Source organism: Paenibacillus alkaliterrae (genome assembly GCF_021532375.1).
Taxonomy (GTDB): domain Bacteria; phylum Bacillota; class Bacilli; order Paenibacillales; family Paenibacillaceae; genus Pristimantibacillus; species Pristimantibacillus alkaliterrae.
Map to the genome: position 1 here is coordinate 59784 of NZ_JAKGAP010000008.1, position 19225 is coordinate 79008.

At 50.6% G+C, this 19225-nt stretch carries 14 protein-coding genes; 13 read left to right on the forward strand and 1 reads right to left on the reverse strand.

Going from position 1 to position 19225, the window contains the following annotated elements; translation table 11 throughout:
• The first annotated feature begins 128 nt into the window (after positions 1 to 128).
• The 4 genes from L1N85_RS04725 to L1N85_RS04740 are packed head-to-tail and all read left to right on the forward strand — an operon-like array spanning position 129 to position 3864.
• The gene (locus tag L1N85_RS04725; protein ID WP_235235433.1) at positions 129 to 1010 is read left to right on the forward strand and encodes an AraC family transcriptional regulator; all 882 of its coding nucleotides are present in this window, start codon (positions 129 to 131) and stop codon (positions 1008 to 1010) included.
• Complete coding sequence (gene mutY / locus L1N85_RS04730) at positions 1010 to 2209, forward strand: A/G-specific adenine glycosylase (protein WP_235235435.1); 1200 nt, start codon at positions 1010 to 1012, stop codon at positions 2207 to 2209. Before L1N85_RS04725 ends, mutY begins: the two co-directional genes overlap by 1 nt.
• 28 nt (positions 2210 to 2237) lie before the next feature.
• Positions 2238 to 2870, forward strand: coding sequence for a bifunctional 4-hydroxy-2-oxoglutarate aldolase/2-dehydro-3-deoxy-phosphogluconate aldolase (locus L1N85_RS04735; RefSeq protein ID WP_235235437.1), 633 nt, complete (start codon positions 2238 to 2240; stop codon positions 2868 to 2870).
• A 19-nt stretch (positions 2871 to 2889) separates the two neighbouring features.
• The gene (locus L1N85_RS04740; protein WP_235235439.1) at positions 2890 to 3864 is read left to right on the forward strand and encodes an alpha/beta hydrolase; all 975 of its coding nucleotides are present in this window, start codon (positions 2890 to 2892) and stop codon (positions 3862 to 3864) included.
• 944 nt (positions 3865 to 4808) lie between these two features.
• On the opposite strand, the gene L1N85_RS04745 is transcribed toward L1N85_RS04740, so the two are convergent.
• Complete coding sequence (locus L1N85_RS04745; protein ID WP_235235441.1) at positions 4809 to 5705, reverse strand: LysR family transcriptional regulator; 897 nt, start codon at positions 5703 to 5705, stop codon at positions 4809 to 4811.
• A 266-nt stretch (positions 5706 to 5971) separates the two neighbouring features.
• On the opposite strand from L1N85_RS04745, the gene L1N85_RS04750 reads away from it, so the two are divergent.
• The 9 genes from L1N85_RS04750 (at position 5972) to L1N85_RS04790 (ending at position 19217) form a co-directional block, all read left to right on the forward strand.
• Complete coding sequence (locus L1N85_RS04750) at positions 5972 to 6811, forward strand: SDR family NAD(P)-dependent oxidoreductase (RefSeq protein ID WP_235235443.1); 840 nt, start codon at positions 5972 to 5974, stop codon at positions 6809 to 6811.
• Positions 6801 to 7997, forward strand: a complete 1197-nt coding sequence (locus tag L1N85_RS04755) for an MFS transporter (RefSeq protein ID WP_235235445.1) — start codon at positions 6801 to 6803, stop codon at positions 7995 to 7997. The genes L1N85_RS04750 and L1N85_RS04755 overlap by 11 nt, the downstream gene beginning before the upstream one ends.
• Positions 7984 to 8691 (forward strand): SDR family NAD(P)-dependent oxidoreductase, encoded by a 708-nt coding sequence (locus L1N85_RS04760; RefSeq protein WP_235235447.1) that lies wholly within the window; start codon positions 7984 to 7986, stop codon positions 8689 to 8691. Before L1N85_RS04755 ends, L1N85_RS04760 begins: the two co-directional genes overlap by 14 nt.
• Before the next feature lie 602 nt (positions 8692 to 9293).
• Complete coding sequence (locus L1N85_RS04765) at positions 9294 to 11570, forward strand: AraC family transcriptional regulator (protein ID WP_235235449.1); 2277 nt, start codon at positions 9294 to 9296, stop codon at positions 11568 to 11570.
• Positions 11571 to 11611: 41 nt separating this feature from the next.
• On the forward strand, positions 11612 to 13255 hold the full coding sequence (locus L1N85_RS04770) for an extracellular solute-binding protein (RefSeq protein ID WP_235235450.1): 1644 nt from the start codon (positions 11612 to 11614) through the stop codon (positions 13253 to 13255).
• Between the two features lie 221 nt (positions 13256 to 13476).
• On the forward strand, positions 13477 to 14412 hold the full coding sequence (locus L1N85_RS04775; RefSeq protein ID WP_235235452.1) for an ABC transporter permease: 936 nt from the start codon (positions 13477 to 13479) through the stop codon (positions 14410 to 14412).
• Positions 14413 to 14427: 15 nt separating this feature from the next.
• Entirely contained in the window at positions 14428 to 15300 is an 873-nt protein-coding gene (locus L1N85_RS04780) for a carbohydrate ABC transporter permease (RefSeq protein ID WP_235235454.1), read from the forward strand.
• 84 nt (positions 15301 to 15384) lie between these two features.
• Entirely contained in the window at positions 15385 to 17058 is a 1674-nt protein-coding gene (locus L1N85_RS04785; RefSeq protein ID WP_235235456.1) for an ABC transporter substrate-binding protein, read from the forward strand.
• A gap of 86 nt (positions 17059 to 17144) precedes the next feature.
• The gene (locus L1N85_RS04790; protein WP_407946319.1) at positions 17145 to 19217 is read left to right on the forward strand and encodes an alpha-glucuronidase family glycosyl hydrolase; all 2073 of its coding nucleotides are present in this window, start codon (positions 17145 to 17147) and stop codon (positions 19215 to 19217) included.
• Positions 19218 to 19225 lie beyond the last annotated feature (8 nt).

Genomic DNA, 19225 nt, shown 5'->3' on the forward strand with positions numbered 1-19225 from the left:
CTAACTCAGGTCATTCACAATGCGTCCATATGCATTTATGTTATTAATTCGTATAATAGAGAAGGCATATAACAAATGACATAGGATATGAATTAGATTATACCGCAGCTTAGCCATTAGGAGACTTCATGAAACCGACAATCGAACGAATTTTGCAAAACCAATTAAATCATATTCATGCCGAAGTCATCATGAGCGCATATACGGAAAGCAGTCCGGGCTGGACCGCGAAGAAATCGGAGCCGGGCTTTTATCGCTTTAGCTATACGGTCAAGGGACAAGCTTGGTTAGACATACAAAATAAAAGCTATACCGTTAAACCGGGTATGCTGTTTTTTCTGCCCGCCGGCACGCTTCAGTCGTTCGGTACGGAAGGGGACGAGACCTTTGGCCGCTATTGGTGCCACTTTCGGTTAGAGCTAAGCGATATCGGTTTCATTCAATCGCTGCAGCTTCCGCCATACGTTTATGTACAGGACGAGCAGATGATGGAGCAGCTTTTTACCAAAATGATCACCTATCAGCAAGGTACCTCGGTTACGAGAGAGCTGCGAATGAAAGCTGTGATGCTGGAACTGCTTGCCGTTTATTTGGATGAAAGTCATGTCCAGCAGCATATGCTGAGCGATTCGGGCTTTGCCGTGAAGTGGAATGAGGTGCTCGCTTACATCGAAGCGAATTTGCATGCGAACATTCAAATCGAGGAGCTTGCGAGGTTTGCTTTTTTGCATCCCAATTATTTCATTACCTCCTTCAAAAGCAAGATGGGCTGCTCGCCGATCCAGTACGTGACGAACCGCCGCATTGCCAATGCCAGGCAGCTGCTTTCGGAAACCTCGCTGCCCGTATCGGAGGTCGCGAAGCGGGTAGGGATGCAAAATCATTATTTATCGCGTTTGTTCAAACGCTGCACCGGCATTACGCCGGTACAATATCGCCGGATTGCCAGGCTTGGAATCGGGAACCTGACAGACTATACGGCAACGAGGGACGAGAAGGAGGACAGCTAGTGGAGCGGCAAGAGGTTAACGAATTTTTCAGTACCGAGCTTCTCGCTTGGTACCGGCAAATTAAGCGGGACCTGCCGTGGCGGATGAATCGGGATCCATACCGGGTGTGGGTGTCGGAAATTATGCTGCAGCAGACGAGGGTGGATACGGTTATCCCTTATTACAACACCTTTATGAATAAATTTCCGACGGTAAAAGCACTCGCAGAGGCGCCTGAGACGGAAGTTCTCAAATGCTGGGAAGGACTAGGCTACTACTCGCGGGCCCGTAATTTGCAAGCCGGCGCCCGCGAGGTGACGGAGCGTTATGACGGCATTGTGCCGGATGATAAGGCATCCGTTGCCGGCCTGAAGGGAGTCGGCCCTTATACGACGGGCGCCATTATGAGCATCGCGTTCAACCGGCCGGAGCCGGCGGTTGACGGAAATGTGATGCGCGTGCTCTCCCGGTATTTTTGTTTGGAGGACGATATCGCGAAGCCGTCCACGAGGGTAAGCATCGAGAAGCTTGCGGCTTCACTTATTCCGGAGGGGGCGGCCGGCGATTTCAACCAGGCTCTGATGGAGCTGGGCGCGCTCGTCTGCACGCCAAAATCGCCGGGCTGTCTGCCATCATGCCCGGTTATGGAGCATTGCACGGCGCGCCTTGAAGGCAAGGAGCATGAGCTGCCGGTTAAGACGAAGGCGAAGCCGCCGCGGCCGGAATTCAGAGCGGCAGCTATCGTTGCCGGCAGCGGCGAGCATGCCGGCAAGGTGCTCGTCCGGCAGCGTCCGGCTACCGGGCTGCTTGCCCAAATGTGGGAGCTGCCTCATTTGCTGCTGCCGAAGGATAAAGCCGGCTGGCTGGCTGAGCATGCGCCAAAGGAACAGGGAGAGCTGGCCGCCATGATCGGGCAGATGCTCGAGGAGGATACGGGCTTGCTGATCCGTCCCCGCAGCTGGTTCACGGATGCGGATCATATTTTCAGCCATATTCATTGGAAAATGCGTTTTTACTTGGCGGATTTAGGTGAGGCCTCGGGCATGCTGGAGGAAGTCGCCTCTGCTGCCGAGTACGCTGGAATAGCGGCTGAAGCGGCATCAGAGTATAATGTAACGGATAAACTGGCATCACATTATCGCTGGATCGGCCTGGAGGATATGGAAACCTTGCCGTTCCCGAATTTGTTTTTGCGCATCTTAAAGCAGTATTGGGAGTAAATGAACATTAAGAGCGGAGGGAAAATGTATGAGCAATATGCTGGAGCTGCTGATGCAGCACAAAATCGTTGCAATCTTGAGGGGCATTGAAGATCGTCACGCGGACGCTGCGGGGAAGGCTTTGATCGACGGCGGCATTCATATGATGGAAATTACGATGAATACGGAAGGCGCGGCGGTCATGATCGAGCGTTGGCGCAATAAGTTCGACGGCAAGGCGGCAGTAGGCGCCGGAACGGTAACGGATGTAGAGCTTGCCGAGCAAGCGGTTGCTGCAGGCGCTCAGTTCCTCATCTCCCCTAATTTGGATGAAGAGGTCATTGCTTACGGACGGGAACGGGGCTTGTCGGTCTGGCCCGGCGTCATGACGCCGACGGAAATCGTGAAGGCATGGAAGGCCGGGGCCGATGCGGTGAAAATTTTTCCGATGGGAACGCTTGGCGTAGACTACCTGAAGGAGATTCGCGGTCCGTTGAACGATATCCCGATGATCGCGACAGGCGGCGTTGACCTACATAATATAACCGATTACTTTAAGGCAGGAGCGAATGGGGTCGGGATGGGCGGCAAGCTGGTCAACCTGGAATGGGTGCGGGAAGGCAAATGGGATCAGATAACGGAACGGGCGCGTCAGTTCGTTGCGGCCGTTCAGGCTTTGTAATGGCGAGGGGGAGCAGGTTATGGGCTTAATCGCGGGACTTGTGGTTGGCGGTATCCTTACCGCTTCCGTGCTTTCCGCGCTTGTGTGGCGCATCGGATCGCAAAGTCAGCAGCCGCGTATCATTGCGAATGCCGCCGCCCCTGAAGTCGATACTCAGTGGAAAGCCGTATCGTTTAGGAGCGGCGGCTCGCAGATGAAGGGCTGGCTGCTTGAGCCGTCGCAGGGTTCGGCAACGCAGGAGGAAGGCTGGCTGTTTGAGACGGCACAAGATTCAGCAGCGGAGGAGGAAGGACTCCTTCCGCTTGTTGTCGTTGCGCATGGCTGGGGCTCCAACAGGACGAGAGTGCTGCGCTATACGCACCCGCTTTATAAGGCCGGCTTTGCCGTATTCATGTACGATGCCCGAAACCACGGGGAAAGCGATACGATCAAAGCGCCTTCCGCGCTTATGTTCCGTGATGACGTGATCGCCGCAGTCGATGCGGCCCGCCGATTGCCGGGCATCGATCCGGATCGGGTGTCAGTGCTCGGCCATTCGTTAGGAGGATTCGGCGCTTTGCTCGCGCTCGATCAAGGCATGAGGGTTTGCTCGGTCATAACGGATTCGATGCCCGTCCGTTTCGAGACGATGATGGAGGCGGAGCTGAAGAGGAAGAAAATCCCGTCCTTCCCGCTTGCTTATCTGATTCCGCCGATTTGGTTAATCCGCTCAGGCATATCGCAAGCTCAGTTTCGGGCGGCGAATATTCCCGACGTGCTGGCGAGGCATGCGGGTTTAGAAGGAAACGCCCGTACGCCGGTGCTGATGATTCACTCGAGCGAAGATGATTTTATACCAGCTGCGGATTTGCGGCAGCTTAAGGAGCAGTTGTCCGCGGGGACGATCGAAACGCTATTCGTGTCGACGAAGGGTCATAGTTCATCCGAGCAGGACCCGGCGTTTTGGGATCGGGTTTTGCCGTTTCTGGAGGAAACGCTGCTCAAGGAGGCGTAATTCTTAACGATCCAACGTGCATAAGGCAAAGCTATATACCGGTAATTTTAGCTCTATTTTGCGTCACCCGCTCTCAAACAGGGCTCAGACATCCCATTGCTCTGTAATAGAGCTAAAAATTAGATCTATTTCCTCCCAAATAACTAAAATTGTAAATATAGAGCTAGAATTTAGATCTATCGTGCACCGCCCGCCATCAAACAGAGCTCAAACATACCATGGCTCTGTAATAGAGCTAAAAATTAGATCTATTTCCACCAAACTAACCAAAATTGCAAATATAGAGCTGGAAATTAGCTCTATTGTGCATCGACTGTCATCCAACAGGCTCACCCAAAATCGCTGAATAACGCCGAAGTTTTCCTCTATTTCAGTCGGTAAAGCAGAAATAAAGAGCTACTTATTTGCCGTTATCCTTCCGCCGTGTGTGGAATGATATGCTCAGGCGTTAATTTTATCCCAAAAAAGAGGCCTGCGGCAAGAAGCCGCAGGCTGTAAGAGAGAATATATAATAAAGGGGGGTCATGGGTTTATTATATAAGCGCAAGATGAAATCAAGCTGAGATTAATATTACAGTTTGATTACAGGGAGCAATCTCCTAAATCGAATATCTCAGTTGTTGGTGATAAAAATAAAGTTGTTTAATCTGGATGGGTTGAATGGATGGTTGGTGAAAATAAAGTTGTTTAGTCTAAATTTCAGCGGGTTTACGTGTATTAAGAATGCAAACAGCCGTATTATCCTAAAATACTTGCCTAATCGGAGATGATGTTCAGTACCCCCCCTAAGAGGAGCTGCCTTATTGAGGCAGCTCCTCTTAGGGGTTTGAACTAAATATTTCTGTTAAGGCCAAGAAACGTTATCTGGCTTGATTAACCCCTGCCATACCCATTACCCCAAAAGTTTTTTACCCGAGTTTATAACAACCTCTTACCAGTTTTTCCTACACATCTGTTAATTTCGCCTGAATTTCTTTAAAAAACAAATCGGCAGCAGCCGAAAAGACCTGGTGCTTTTTCCAAACAATATTTAAGCCAGATTCAAGTCTTGGCTCCAGCGGTCTAAAACAAAGGTTACTATCACTAGACGTATTCACTATTCTATCAAGAGTTATTGCATAACCAATGCCTTCTTCAACCATAATGGCAGCATTATATGCAAGATTGTAGGTAGTCACGACGTTTAATTTATCAAAATCTTCTCCAAACCAATCCGCAAATTCATTTTTAGAAAATGTCTGTTTCATAGCCTGTCGTGAACAGATTAGCGGAACATTTATTAAATCTGCTGCTTGAATGGTATCTTTGAAAGCAAGAGGACTGTATTTCCTCATAACAACACCCCAAACATCCTTGTCTGGGATATTGATATAATTGTATTTTGATAAATCAGCTGGTTGAATTAAAATACCAAAGTCAAGCAGTCCCTTGTCAAGCCGTTCAGTCACATCATCTTCGTTTCCGCTGTAGAGGTGATACCGTATATTGGGATAACTTAACTGCAAGTCTCTTACTACCCGTGCAATCTGTTTCATGGCTTCTGTTTCCCCGCCGCCTATATAAACATCGCCACTTATTGTTTCTTCCATGGATCTAAACTCCGCCTCTAATTTATCGACCATAGCAACGATTTCTTCTGCTCTCTTTCTTAAGAGCATTCCTTCATCTGTGAGAATGACACTGTGACTACTGCGAATAAAAAGTTTTTTTCCTAACTCTTGTTCAAGATCTTTTAATTGTCTAGACATGGTTGGTTGTGTAACATGCAAAAAATCAGCAGCCCCTGTAATGCTTCCTTTTCTTGCAACAGCAAGAAAATAACGCAAAACTCTAACTTCCATCTATACTCCTCCTCGTAAGTATTACAATACACGTTTCAGAAATACTCATCAAGCATATCTTGATATAAGATATGAGCATTTGCTATGCACAAAAAGAACGCTAAAATAAATAACGAAGGAGGTAATCGGTTGGTTTATTTCGCAGAAGCTTCTTCGATACAGGGCAATCTTCCGCCGGAATCGCGGATTCCGCCGCGGCGCAACCAATTTATACAAACAGTATTATTCACATGATATTGGAAGAAAACTGGAGGGAATGAATAACAATGGATACGACAAAGGTTTGGTTTATTACGGGAGCCGGTCGGGGTATGGGCACAAATATCGCGAAAGCTGCTTTGAACGCCGGACACAAGGTTGTGGCTACCGGCCGTAATCCGGATGCGGTGGCCAAGGCGATCGGTGAATCCGAGAATGTATTGGTCGTCCAATTGGACGTTACCCGGCCTGCCGATGCACAATCCGCAGTCAAGGCGGCAATCGACCGGTTCGGGACCATCGATGTGCTGGTCAATAATGCCGCACACTTCTATGGGGGTTTCTTCGAGGAACTGATCCCGGACCAAATCGAACGTCAGTTGCAGGTGGCGTTGATCGGCCCGATGAATGTTACCCGGGCGGTGTTGCCTGTGATGCGCAAGCAGCGTTCCGGTCATATCATCTCGATCTCTTCGGGCGCCGGCATTTCCGGATTCGAGTTTAATTCCGCCTATTGTGCATCGAAATTTGCGCTTGAGGGGTGGATGGAGTCGTTGGCGCCTGAGGCAGCTCCATTCGGCATTCATACGACCATTGTCAACCCGGGCTTTTTCCGTACGGAATTTCTTACGGAAACGTCGTCGACATACGCCGAGCCGTCGATCGAGGACTATGCGGACCGCAGGGTTGGTTACATGGAATTTTTTTACAAGCAGAACGGGCAACAGTCCGGCGATCCGAACAAGCTCGCCAAGGCGCTCCTCCTAATTGCAAGCGAAGCTGAGCCGCCGCGACGCTTCATCGCAGGCGCCGACGCGGTCAGCATTGCAGAGCAGAAGATTGCCGACCTCCAGGCGCAGATCAATGCCTACCGCGATCTCTCGACGTCCATGGCCTATGAAGACTAAACCAAATCATTTGCTTGTCTATATATTGACCTTTGGTGTATTCGGTATCTTGAATACCGAGATGGGCGTGATCGGAATCTTGCCTTTGATTGCGGACCACTACCATGTCAGCATCTCCACCGCAGGGTTGATCGTGAGTCTCTTTGCGCTTGCGGTTGCCGTCTCCGGCCCGATTATACCTTCATTGTTTTCGGGCATGGACCGCAAAAAAGTTATGTTGCTTGTGCTTGGCATTTTTATAGTAGGCAACCTTGTCTCCGCCTTCACATCAAACTTTACCGTGTTATTGATTGCGCGTGTCATTCCGGCCTTTTTCCATCCTGTTTATTGTTCATTGGCATTTACCGTCGCAGCGGCGTCCGTCGGCAAGGAGGAAGCTTCGAAGGCAGTGGCTAAAGTATTCGTTGGCGTGTCTGCAGGGATGGTGCTTGGCGTACCGGTCTCGAGTTTGATTGCCACCGCCACTTCGCTTACCTATGCGATGTTGTTCTTTGCCGCCGTAACGACAGTCGCTTTCGTCGCGACACTCTTGTTCGTACCATCGATGCCTGTTACGGAAAGGCTCTCTTATGGCACGCAATTGCGCGTATTAAGAAGATCCATGACCTGGCTTTCCATTGCCGCTGTGATCTTCATGAACGGAGCCGTATTCGGGGTGTACAGTTACCTTGCCGAGTTTCTGAAAACCGTGACGAATTATTCCTGGAATACAATCAGTTTGATGTTATTCCTATACGGTGTGGCCAACATTGTTGGAAACATGATTGCAGGGAAGCTGCTTGCAAATCATCCATTAAGAACGGTACAGTCTTATCCATTTGCATTGGCGGCAATTTATATCCTGCTTTTCACCTTGGGACAGTTCAGCGTGCCAATGGCCTTCATTATTTTGATTTGGGGAATATTGGGCGGCATAGGAGGCAACATTACTCAATATTGGATTGTGTCTTCAGCGCCAGAGGCTCCCGAATTCGCGAATGGACTCTTTCTGACATCCGCCAACTTGGGAACAACGATTGGTGCAGGTGTATGCGGACTATTTATAGCAGGAATAAGTACGCAATACGTCGTACTTGGGGGAATCTTGTTCCTGATCTTAAGCGTCGCAACAATATTTCCAACAATTTCTATGTCCGGCCGATTGAAGAATGCCGGCCGATTGGAGGATGCCAATGTTGCAAGATAAGCAAGCAGCGCTTGTCACAGGCGCGAATCGGGGAATCGGATATGAACTGGCCAAACAATTGGCATTGGCGGGGTTCAAGGTCATGTTAACAAGCAGGGATCCGAAGAAGGGGTCTGAAGCAGCGCAACGACTTGCCGAGTCCGGATTGGATGTTTCGTTCGTCCTCATGGATGTCACAGATCAAGAAAGCATCCGTCAAGCAGCATTGACCGTCAAAGAGACCGCTCACCGATTGGATGTATTGATTAACAACGCGGGCGTATATCTGGATGGGAGTGCCAAGTTATTGGCCATGGATCCTGCGATTCTGGAGCGAACGATGTCCACGAATTTCTTCGGCGTATACCATGTCATGCGTTCATTTCTTCCGCTCATGGAAAAACGGGGATATGGAAGGATCATCAATGTTTCCTCGGAATATGGGGCCATGAATGCCATGTCGTCTTCAGGTGCGGGTGCGTACAAGATCTCCAAACTTGCAATGAATGCATTGACCCGGTTGGCAGCAGCGGAAGTCACGGGAGATATCAAAATTTATGCAGTCGATCCGGGCTGGGTAAGCTCGGATATGGGGGGACCCTCTGCTCCGAGAACTCCGAAACGCGCTGCCGAGTTGATCCTCCGGTTAGCGACGATGGGATCGGAAGGAGCTCGCGTAGAGTTCTTCAGGGATGGCAAACCAATCGATTGGTAAAAAAGCGGGGAACGATATATGTTCTTGTCAGGGGCTAAAAGCCTTGTGAAACCGAACAACAACATTATTATTCATTAGGCCGGCTGTTTTTGCAATTAAGTGGAGTTAAAAGAACTGATGTATAAAATGGAATTTGTGGCCATAATGAATCTATTGTCTTGTCCCCGAAGTTTTTTGATGCGTTGCCTTTTTGAATAGAATCAGTGATAGGATTTGTGGTTTTAATAGGAATAGTGACTAAAGTGATTCGTGGATTTAGAGTGCTTACTTTGCTGATGCAAGGTTGAGCACTTTTTCTTGTTTGTTCCTTAGTTCATGATTCAGTTTCAATAATTCCATTAAACAACTATATTTTCAATTCGTGATTGAAGAGGGCATCTGATAAAACGACTTTATTTTCTCTCACCAGTTGTAACCATTATGCACTCAAAATGGCCAGTTTGATCAAACAAAATCTTGATCTGACTGGTTTTGTGTATTCAAAATGAACAAAATGTACATTGAGTTTCAAATTGCCCATGGCATAAACGGCGACAGCTTGTGATATCCTATCGCAATCGTGATATGATGATTGGTGAAGTTATGTAGCAGGAGGATATTCGATGCTGTTGGTGAGGAGAACCTTTACGCGAAGCGTAGCGTTTCGATGGATTGTCTCATACGCCGTTATTTTACTGATCCCTGTCATTTTAAGCATGATCGTATATAGCCAGACTAGGGATATCGTGAGATACGGGATCGAGCGGGCAAACGTCGCCGCTTTGAAGCAGGTGAAATATATTGTGGACGGGGAGCTGCACCAGATGGAGAGTCTGGCCGCGCAGTTGTCCATTCATTCGGCTGTCCGGAAATTTTTTGCCGGGAATCAAAAAGAAAACGCTTACCTAATCTATCAGACGAAACAGGAACTGAACAACCTGCTTTCGACGACTGATTTTATCAAAGGGATCAATCTATATTCGAGTGCGCAGCAATCGGTGCTGTCGAGCGAAACGTATGGACAAGACCGGCTGTTTTTCGAGATGGAGCATCAGACGGACACATTCGCCTACGAGGACTGGCTGCAATTGATGGAGGCGCTGCAGCCGGGAAGGTATGTCCTGCTGCCGGTCGAGAATCAAGGTAATAAAACGATAACTCCCTTCTATATACGGTCGTTCCCGATGCAAGCGGGAGCCGAGCCGGCAGGCACCTTGTTATTCCGGCTTAATGCCGAGAAGATCAAGACGATGCTTCAGAATATCGACTGGGTGGAGCAAGGCCAAGTGTTCATCATGGATGCGAACGATCAAATCCTGTTTCAGAACTCCGGAGAATCGGCGCTGCCGCCTTCGTCATACCAGGAGTGGAATGACCGTGGGACAGGCACCTTTACTGACACGTTCCAGGGAGTTGAGTCGATGATTACGATCGAGTCGTCCGATACGACGGGATGGAAGTATGTCAGCGTGTTCCCGACCGACGTGTTCTGGGAGCGTGCCCGGGCCATCCAAACGATGAATTTATTCGGGCTCTTGCTTTGTTTTGCGATCGGCGGCGCGGTTATTTATTATTTTGCCCGCAAAAACTACAACCCGGTAAAACAATTGATGAGCGTCTTCTCCCGGAGTCCGCTGCAAGGGATTGAGGCCGACTTGGATGAATACACTTTCATTCGAAGAAGCGTGCTCGAGACGATTCGTGAACGTGACGACATAAGCAATAAACACGATAAACAGCTTCAGGTTTTACAGAACTACTATCTGGGAAGGCTCTTGAAAGGCCAGGCGGATCGGAACGTACCCCTAGGGGAGCTCGCGAAGGCGCATAATTTGTCCTGGACATCCGACCGGTTCGCGGTGTTATTGTTCTATATCGACAGTGACGAGGGCGGAATAAGGGATCTGGCCTTGTCGCAGTTTATCGTGTCCAATATCCTTAAGGATGCTGTCGGTGACCGTTTAACGGTCCATTTCACGGATGTGGACGGTACACTCGCGGCGGTCGCAAATGTAGGCCCGGATCGCGCGGAGCAATGGAAGGACGAGATGGAGGACGCATTGGCGCAAGCATACGAATTCATCACGGCCCGGTACAAGCTTCGTTTCACAACGGTGGGGAGTGAGCTGCAGACTGGCTTGGACGGTGTGCATCAGGCATTTCTGCAGGCGCTGGAAGCCCAGGAATATCGTATGGTGCTGGGTGAAGGCATGATGATCTGGTACGGGGACGTGATGCCGAGCGAGAGCACTTATTTCTTCACGGTGAACGATCAGATGATTCTGATCAATTTCTTGAAAGCCGACGAGTTCGAGAAGGCCAAGAACATGATTGACAACGTTATCCAGCGGGCTTTCCAGAGGGAAACGTCGCTTGAAATCGCGAAGTTCGTCCTCCTTGATGTAGCGACGACGCTGATCAAGACGATTCCCGATCAAGAGCAATCCGGCATCGCCTGGGATGAATGGCGTCCGCTCAAGAGACTGATGTCATGCTCTACGAAGTGGGAGTTCCATCAAGAGCTTCTCGATTTCTTCGATCGGGTATGCGGCGTGCTGCGAAACAAGCAAAGCGTACAGACGAGCGCCGGCATCGGCGAGAAAGTCGTCGAGTTCGTCACGGAGAACTTCAGCGACCGGGACTTAAGCGTGTCGATGATCGGTGATCGTTTTCGCCTGACGCCCCAATACGTATCGCGATTATTCCGTGAACATACGGGGCGTGGTCTGCACGATTATATCAGCCAGACCCGCATAGAAGCTGCCAAGGAGATGCTGCAGGAAGGGGCAAGCGTCGACGTGACGGCTGAACGGGTCGGATTTTCAAGCGGCCATGCCTTTATTCGGGTGTTTAAGAAATACGAAGGGATTACACCCGGGAAATACAAAACGCTCCAGTAACGGCCTTGGAATAGGGCGGAAGGAGAAAGGAGGCAACTTGCATGGAAAGGCAATTTCTCGGTTGGCTGAGGAAAAGCTGGATCTTGATGATCGGCTTTGCCCTATTTACGTCCGGATGCTTCGGTGGAGATAGCGGGGAAGAAAACTTGCCGGCCAAGGCGCCGACGGAGACGGGAACGGAGACAAAGACCGATAGTTCGGATACCAGCGGTTCCGCGGCGAACGGGGGGCCGTTCCAATATCCGATGCAAGGCGCTCCGGAACTTACGTTAATGACGGAATTTCCCGACATGGGGAGGCCGAATCGGGGACCCATCGACCAAGAATATGAGAAACGAACGGGCATTCCGATTCAACATCTCGGCGGCGTTCCCATGCGGGATAACAAATTCAATTATCTTCTCGCATCCGGAAATTTGCCGGACATCTTTATGAATAACTGGCTCCAATTTCCCGGAGGTCCCGAGAAGGCGATCGAGCAGGGATATATTCTGCCTCTGAACGACGTCATCGATCGGTATGCGCCGAACTTTAAGCGAGTGCTCGAGGAAAATCCCGAAATCGATAAAATGTTGAAGACGGACAGCGGCATCTACTACGCGTTCCCGTTCATTCGTTCGGAAGAGGGCAGGGTATACGGCGGGCCGATCGTACGGAAGGATTGGCTTGACGACCTCGGGTTGTCTGTCCCTGCGACAATCGACGAGTGGTACACGATGCTGAAGGCCTTCAAGGAGAAAAAGGGAGCTGCCGCGCCGTTGACGCTGCGAACCTTGTTCTTGGGTGAACGAACGGCAGGCTTTGCGGGGGCGTTCGGCGTCATGGGGAATTTCTACCTCGAAGACGGGAAAATAAAGTACGGTTATCTGGAACCGGGGTATCGTGATTATTTGGCGACGATGAGCAAGTGGTATCGGGAAGGGTTAATCGACAAGTACTTTGTCGCCCTGGATTTGGAGACCGTGGACAAGAAGCTGACGTCCGGGACAAGCGGAGCCACGATCGGCTGGCATGCGTACATCGAGAAATATAACGTTGCGGCGTTGTCGAACGGCTCGGCCGCCCGTTATGCGGCCGCTCCTTACCCGACCTTGGCCGAAGGAGCCATCCCCAAGTTTGGACAGCTCGACAACGCGTATGCGGGCACCAGCTCGGCTGCGATCAAGGCTACGACGAAGCATCTGGAAGCTGCGGTCCGCTGGCTGGATTACGGGTATTCGAAAGAAGGCAGCATGCTGAACACGTACGGCATTGAAGGCGTCACGTATACGATGGAGAACGGCCGGCCGGTGTATACGGATTTGGTCGTCGCGAATCCGGACGGTTTATCGAGCGACCAAGTGATGCTTCAATATGCGCACCAAACGAATTTTCCGATGATCCAACACGACGCTCAGCTGGAATGGAAGTTTGAAGAAACGAACCGGGCCCTTGAAATTTGGAGCAAGACGAAACATAAGGATTATTTGCTGCCCCCGATTACGCCAACGCCGGAAGAAGCTGACGAGCTGTCTGCGCTCATGGACGGGATTGGCGAGTATGTAAACGATGCGGAGCTTCGCATCATTCTGGGCATAGATTCAATTGACGCTTACGACGAAATGGTGAAGCAGCTGAAGCTGCTTGGTATCGAACGGGTATTGGAAATTAAACAAGCGGCATACCAACGGTATTTAAACAGATGACCTCCGAACAATTGGAGGTCGTTTTTTTTTATTCCTATTGCGTCCGATTCGGGAAAGTGAGCCCCGGTTTCAAGTTGTCACCCGCGATTTCCTCGTTATCGTACATCATTTTCGTTATTGCACATTGATGGCAAAGGGCGTCTCCGATACATTGATGGAGCGACGGAACGTCAGGCTTAGGGTCCAGCCAGGGGAAATTTTCATAAGGAAGTGATGATGGAATGGCAGCTCATGCGCAAAACAAGGCTGTAGATACAACTCCGCTTTGGAAACACGTTAGAAAGGAATGGAAGCTGTATTCGTTCCTGGTTATACCCGTAATTTACTTCATCATCTTCAAGTATGCGCCGATGCTCGGGAACATTATCGCTTTCCGGAAGTATAGAGGCGGAACGAATTTCTTCGGGTCGGAATGGGTGGGATTTACTTATTTCGAGATGTTTATGAAGGATCCCACGTTCTGGAGAGCCTTTTTCAACGATCTAAACTTAAGCGTAAGCTATCTCGTGGTCAAATTTCCTATCACCTTGCTGTTCGCGCTGCTGCTGAACGAATTGCGGAGAATCAAGTGGAAGAAGTTTGTTCAAACGGTATCGTACCTTCCCCATTTCATCTCCATGGTTATCGTGGCGGGGATGATTAAGGAGATGGTTTCCTTAACGGGACCGATCAACAATGTATTGGCCTCACTCGGGTTCGATAAGATCTCGTTTATCTCATTGCCCGAGTGGTTTCCGGCGCTTTATGTCACCTCAGGCATCTGGCAAAGTCTTGGCTGGGGAACAATTCTGTATTTGGCTGCGATGACGGGCATTAATCCGGCGCTTTATGAAGCGGCGAAAATCGATGGCGCGAACCGGTTCCGATTGGCGATGCATGTCACGATTCCCGGCATTCTGCCGACGGTCATGGTGCTCTTGATCCTGGATATCGGCAGCATCTTGGGTTCGAATTTCGAGAAAATCCTGCTCTTGTACAATCCTCTGACTTATGAAACGGCGGACGTCATCTCCACCTACGTCTACCGAATGGGCATCACCGGCAGCAACTTTAGTTATGCGACGGCGGTAGGTCTGTTCGAAGGCATCATCGGACTGATCCTGGTGACGATCGCGAACGAAGTTTCGAAGAGAACGACGAAATCCAGCTTGTGGTAGAAAGGAGCCAATCCGGTGAATCGAACCTCGGCTTTTAACGCTTTCACTATTGTAAACGGATTATTCATGATTCTGGTAGTCTTATTCACCTTATACCCTTTTGTCTATCTCGTGGCGCAGTCTTTCAGTTCTGAAGCCGCCATCTATGCCGGCGAGGTGACTATCTTTCCAGTCGAGTTTACGACCAAGACTTACGAAGTCATACTGAGCAAACCTGACTTCTTCCGTTACTACTGGAATACGATTGTTTATTCTGTGGCAGGCACGCTTATCGCGGTGACCGCGACGGCCGTCATGTCCTATCCGCTTTCGAAAGATAAGCTGCGCCTTAATAAATTTTTTATCCCGTTCGTGCTGTTTACGATGTATTTCGGCGGCGGTCTCATACCGAACTACATCCTTGTCGCAAAGACACTCGGCATGAGAGATACGATCTGGGCCATCGTCATTCCGGGGGCGATCAGCGCCTTCAATGTCATCCTGATGAAGACGTTCTTCGCCGGCCTGCCGAACGAATTGGAAGAAGCGGGACGCGTCGACGGTCTGGGCGTGTTCGGGATTTTCACAAAAATTATTGTTCCTCTATCGAAGCCGATCCTTGTAACGATTATGTTGTTCGTCATCGTCGGCATGTGGAACAACTGGTTCGGACCTTCGCTATTTTTACAAACGAAGGAGAAGTGGCCGGTCGCCTTGTATTTGAAACAAATTATCGATAACGCGGTCAGCCCGGCCGAAATCGGGGCTACGTCCGAACAGACCAGCCAAATCGCGGCAAGTGTCAAATCAACGGCTATGGTACTCACCTCGCTGCCCATTATCTGCATCTATCCTTTCGTGCAGAAGTATTTCGTGCAAGGGATGATGATCGGGGCAGTCAAGGAGTAATCGATGTAATCGATATAACCGGAAGGGCTACAGCCGTATCCGTTATATAAAAATCGCAGGAATCAAATAAAGGGAGGCAGCGGTATGAAGAAATTAAGTAAAGCGGCATTCATGATGATGCTGGCATTGATGGTCGTATTGGCGGCAGCGTGCAGTTCGTCTGAAAACGAAGGGGCTTTGGGCAATAAAACGCCCGTATCGGGTGGTGCAGGCACAAACGGTGCGGATGCAGCGGAGGATTACGCTTTCGGGGAAGATCAGACATTCCGCTCGGGCGAACCGGTAACCTATTCTATGATGTACAGCGACCATGAGAATTATCCTACGAAAGAGGACTGGAGACTCTGGAGCGCCATTAAAGAAAAGACGAATGTGAGCTTCGACCTGTCCATCACGGCAAGAACGGAATATGAAAATCAAAAATCGTTGCTGGTGAACAGCGGCGATGCGCCTTATATCATCCCTAAAACGTACGACGAATCCGCTTTCGTTGCGTCCGGTCAAATCGTGCCCGTCAGCGATTGGGTGCAATACATGCCGAACTACATGAAGGCCGTCAAGGATTGGGGAATGGAAGAGGATCTGAAGGCCAAGTTGAGAGAAGACGGCAAATATTACGTTCTTCCGGGCATGTGGGAGGTCGCTGGCGGCGGGTACTCCTATATCATTCGCAAAGATGTATTCGAAGCGGCGGGAGTGGACGTTCTCGGCCAAGAGGCGAACTGGACGTACGAAGATTTTGCCGAAGCGATGAAGAAGATCAAAGAACATACCGGTGCGAAATACGTATTCTCCGACCAGTTCCAGGGCAATTCCACTTTGAGCATTGCCGCCGTTCAATACGGCGTTACCGGTGGATGGGGCATATCGAACGGCTCGGTATACGACCACGAGAAGCAGCAGTTCGTGTTCGCCAACTCATCGGACGATTTCAAGAACTACCTGGGATATTTCAATAAGCTCGTAAAAGACGGCATTATGGATCCCGAATCCTTCACGCAAGAAGACGATACCGCTCGCGCTAAGTTCTTCAAAGGCGACAGCTTCGTCATTAACGGTAACTACCAGCAGTTGTCGGATTTTAAATCCAAGATGCAAGATCCGAACAGCGAACTGTACATGATCACCCAACCGGGCGGACCGAAAGGCATGCTTCAGATCGAGACGTCCCGGCTGGAGAACGGTATTATGATCAGCCAGAACGCCCTCGACGATCTGGGCGAAGAAGGTTTTATCAAGATGCTTCGTTTCGTCGACTGGCTCTGGTATTCCAATGAAGGTCAAACGCTCAGCTTGTGGGGCGTAGAAGGCGAAACTTATGACCTGGATGCAAACGGAAACATCGCGCTCAAACCGGACATCTATTACAACGGGGTGAACGAAGGCGCAACGAAGCAGCTGAACGTCGATTACGGCTTCGCCGGCGGGGTATTCGCGTACGGGGGCTCCACCAAGCTCAAGATGTCCAAGATGACCGAAGGGGAAAAGGATTACTTTAACCGGATTCTGGAGACCCGCGAGCCTCGCAAGCTGGCGCCGCCGATCATGGCCACGCCGGAGGAAAGCGAGCAGATGAACCTGATCTCGACACCACTGATAGATTACGTAAAGACAATGACCTTAAAGTTCATCACCGGTCAAGAAAGCCTCGACAACTGGAGCAACTATACGGCCCAGGTTGAAGCAAACGGCAGCAAGCGGTATACGGACATGGCCAATGATATTTTTCAGAAGACCAAGAGTTTGCTGGGTAATTAATTTCTTGAAAACGGGCTGGGTGCGGTGTCCTCCAATGGACGTTGCACCTGCCCTTTTATTAGAGTGGAGGGAATCTGGACGTGAAAATAAGCGAAAAGACCAGTTACGAAGCATGGCTTCGTTATGAAGCAGTGGAAAATGATGCATTAAGGGCGAATTACCGCCTTCGCTGCTCGGTGATCGTATCCGCGGAGCAGACGAAAGTATTGGGTACGGCGGCTAAAGAATTGGCGGAAGCCGTGCAGGCCATGACCGGGCACGTCCCCGATATTGCTGCGATTCGAGACCGTCAGATCCCGTGCGTGATCATTGGGGTCTTAGGGAGAGGGGATCCGGAGATCGATGGCACAGCCGGGCCCGACGCAGATGAACTCGGCAGCGAAGGGTACGTGCTTAGAACGCTGAAAGGTCAGCAGGGAGAGGCGGATTGCATTGCGATCGTCGGGGCGTCGGACCGGGGCGCGCTGTATGGAGCCTTTCATTTGATTCGGATCATGCAGATGAGAGATTCGATCGAGGATCTGCATATCGTAGAGCATCCCGTCAACGGGCTGCGGATGATCAATCAGTGGGACAACATGGACGGGACGATCGAACGCGGGTATGCGGGGAAATCGATTTTTTACCGGAACAATGGTTTTGTAGAGGACTTTACGCGAATCCGGGACTATGCCCGCTTATTGGCCTCCACCGGAATCAACGCCATTACGATTAATAATGTCAACGTTCATCGTGAAGAAACGAATTTGATCACGGCGGAGTATGAACAGACGCTGTCGAAGGCTGCGGATGCGTTCGGAGCGTACGGCATTAAACTGTTCTTGAGCATTAACTTCGCGAGTCCGATCGCGGTCGGCGGACTGCAGACGGCCGATCCGCTGGATCCGGCGGTAAGAAGCTGGTGGACAGAGCGGGCATCTGAGCTCTATCGGGCAATTCCCGAGTTCGGCGGTTTTCTGGTAAAGGCCGATTCCGAATTTCGTCCAGGTCCCTTTACGTATGGGCGGGACCATGCCGACGGAGCGAACCTGTTGGCCGAAGCGCTCGCTCCGCACGGCGGAGTGGTGATCTGGCGATGCTTCGTCTACAACTGTCTTCAGGATTGGCGTGATCGTTCGACGGACCGCGCTAAGGCGGCCTATGACCACTTCACACCGCTCGACGGCCGTTTTGCCGACAACGTTATACTGCAAATCAAGAACGGACCGATGGATTTTCAGGTTCGCGAGCCGGTATCGCCTTTGTTCGGTGGATTGAAAGATACGAATCAAATCCTGGAGCTGCAAATCACGCAAGAATATACGGGCCAGCAAAAGCATGTCTGCTATCTTGTGCCGTTATGGAAAGAGGTGCTCGATTTCGATACGTATGCCGCAGGCGAGGGTTCTACCGTCGCGAGGATCGCGAGCGGCGCCTTGCACAACCGTTCCTACGGCGGACTGGCGGCGGTATCGAACATCGGGGACAGCGCTTGCTGGACCGGGCATCCGCTCTCTCAGGCAAATCTGTATGGCTATGGACGGTTGGCCTGGAACCCTGCACTATCCACCGAACAGATTACCGCGGAATGGATTCGGCTCAGTCTCGGCAGCGATCCGATGGTTGAAGACGTCGTCTCTGGTATCCTGTTGAGGTCTTGGGGCATCTACGAAAGTTACACCTCTCCGCTCGGCGTCGGCTGGATGGTCAATCCGAATCATCATTACGGGCCGAACGTGGACGGATACGAGTATTCGAAGTGGGGGACGTATCACTTCGCGGATCATCAAGGCATCGGAGTCGATCGTACCATCGGCACGGGAACCGGTTATACCGCCCAATACCACTCGCCGCAGCGTGAACTGTACGATTCGCTTGAACGCTGCCCGGACGAATTGCTCCTGTTTTACCATCATGTCCCGTACACCCATGTCCTGCACAGCGGTAAAACGGTCATCCAGCATATCTACGATACCCATTTCGAAGGCGCAGAGGCGGCGGCAGCCCTGCTGGAGGCTTGGCAATCGATAAGAGGCAGGATCGACGAGGCTTATTTCGAGCTTGTCGCCTCCCGTTTATCCGAGCAGCGCGAGCACGCCAAGGAATGGCGGGACGTCATTAACACTTATTTCTTCCGGAAGTCTGGCATTGCAGACCGGCAAGATCGTCTGATCTATTAAAGGATGGA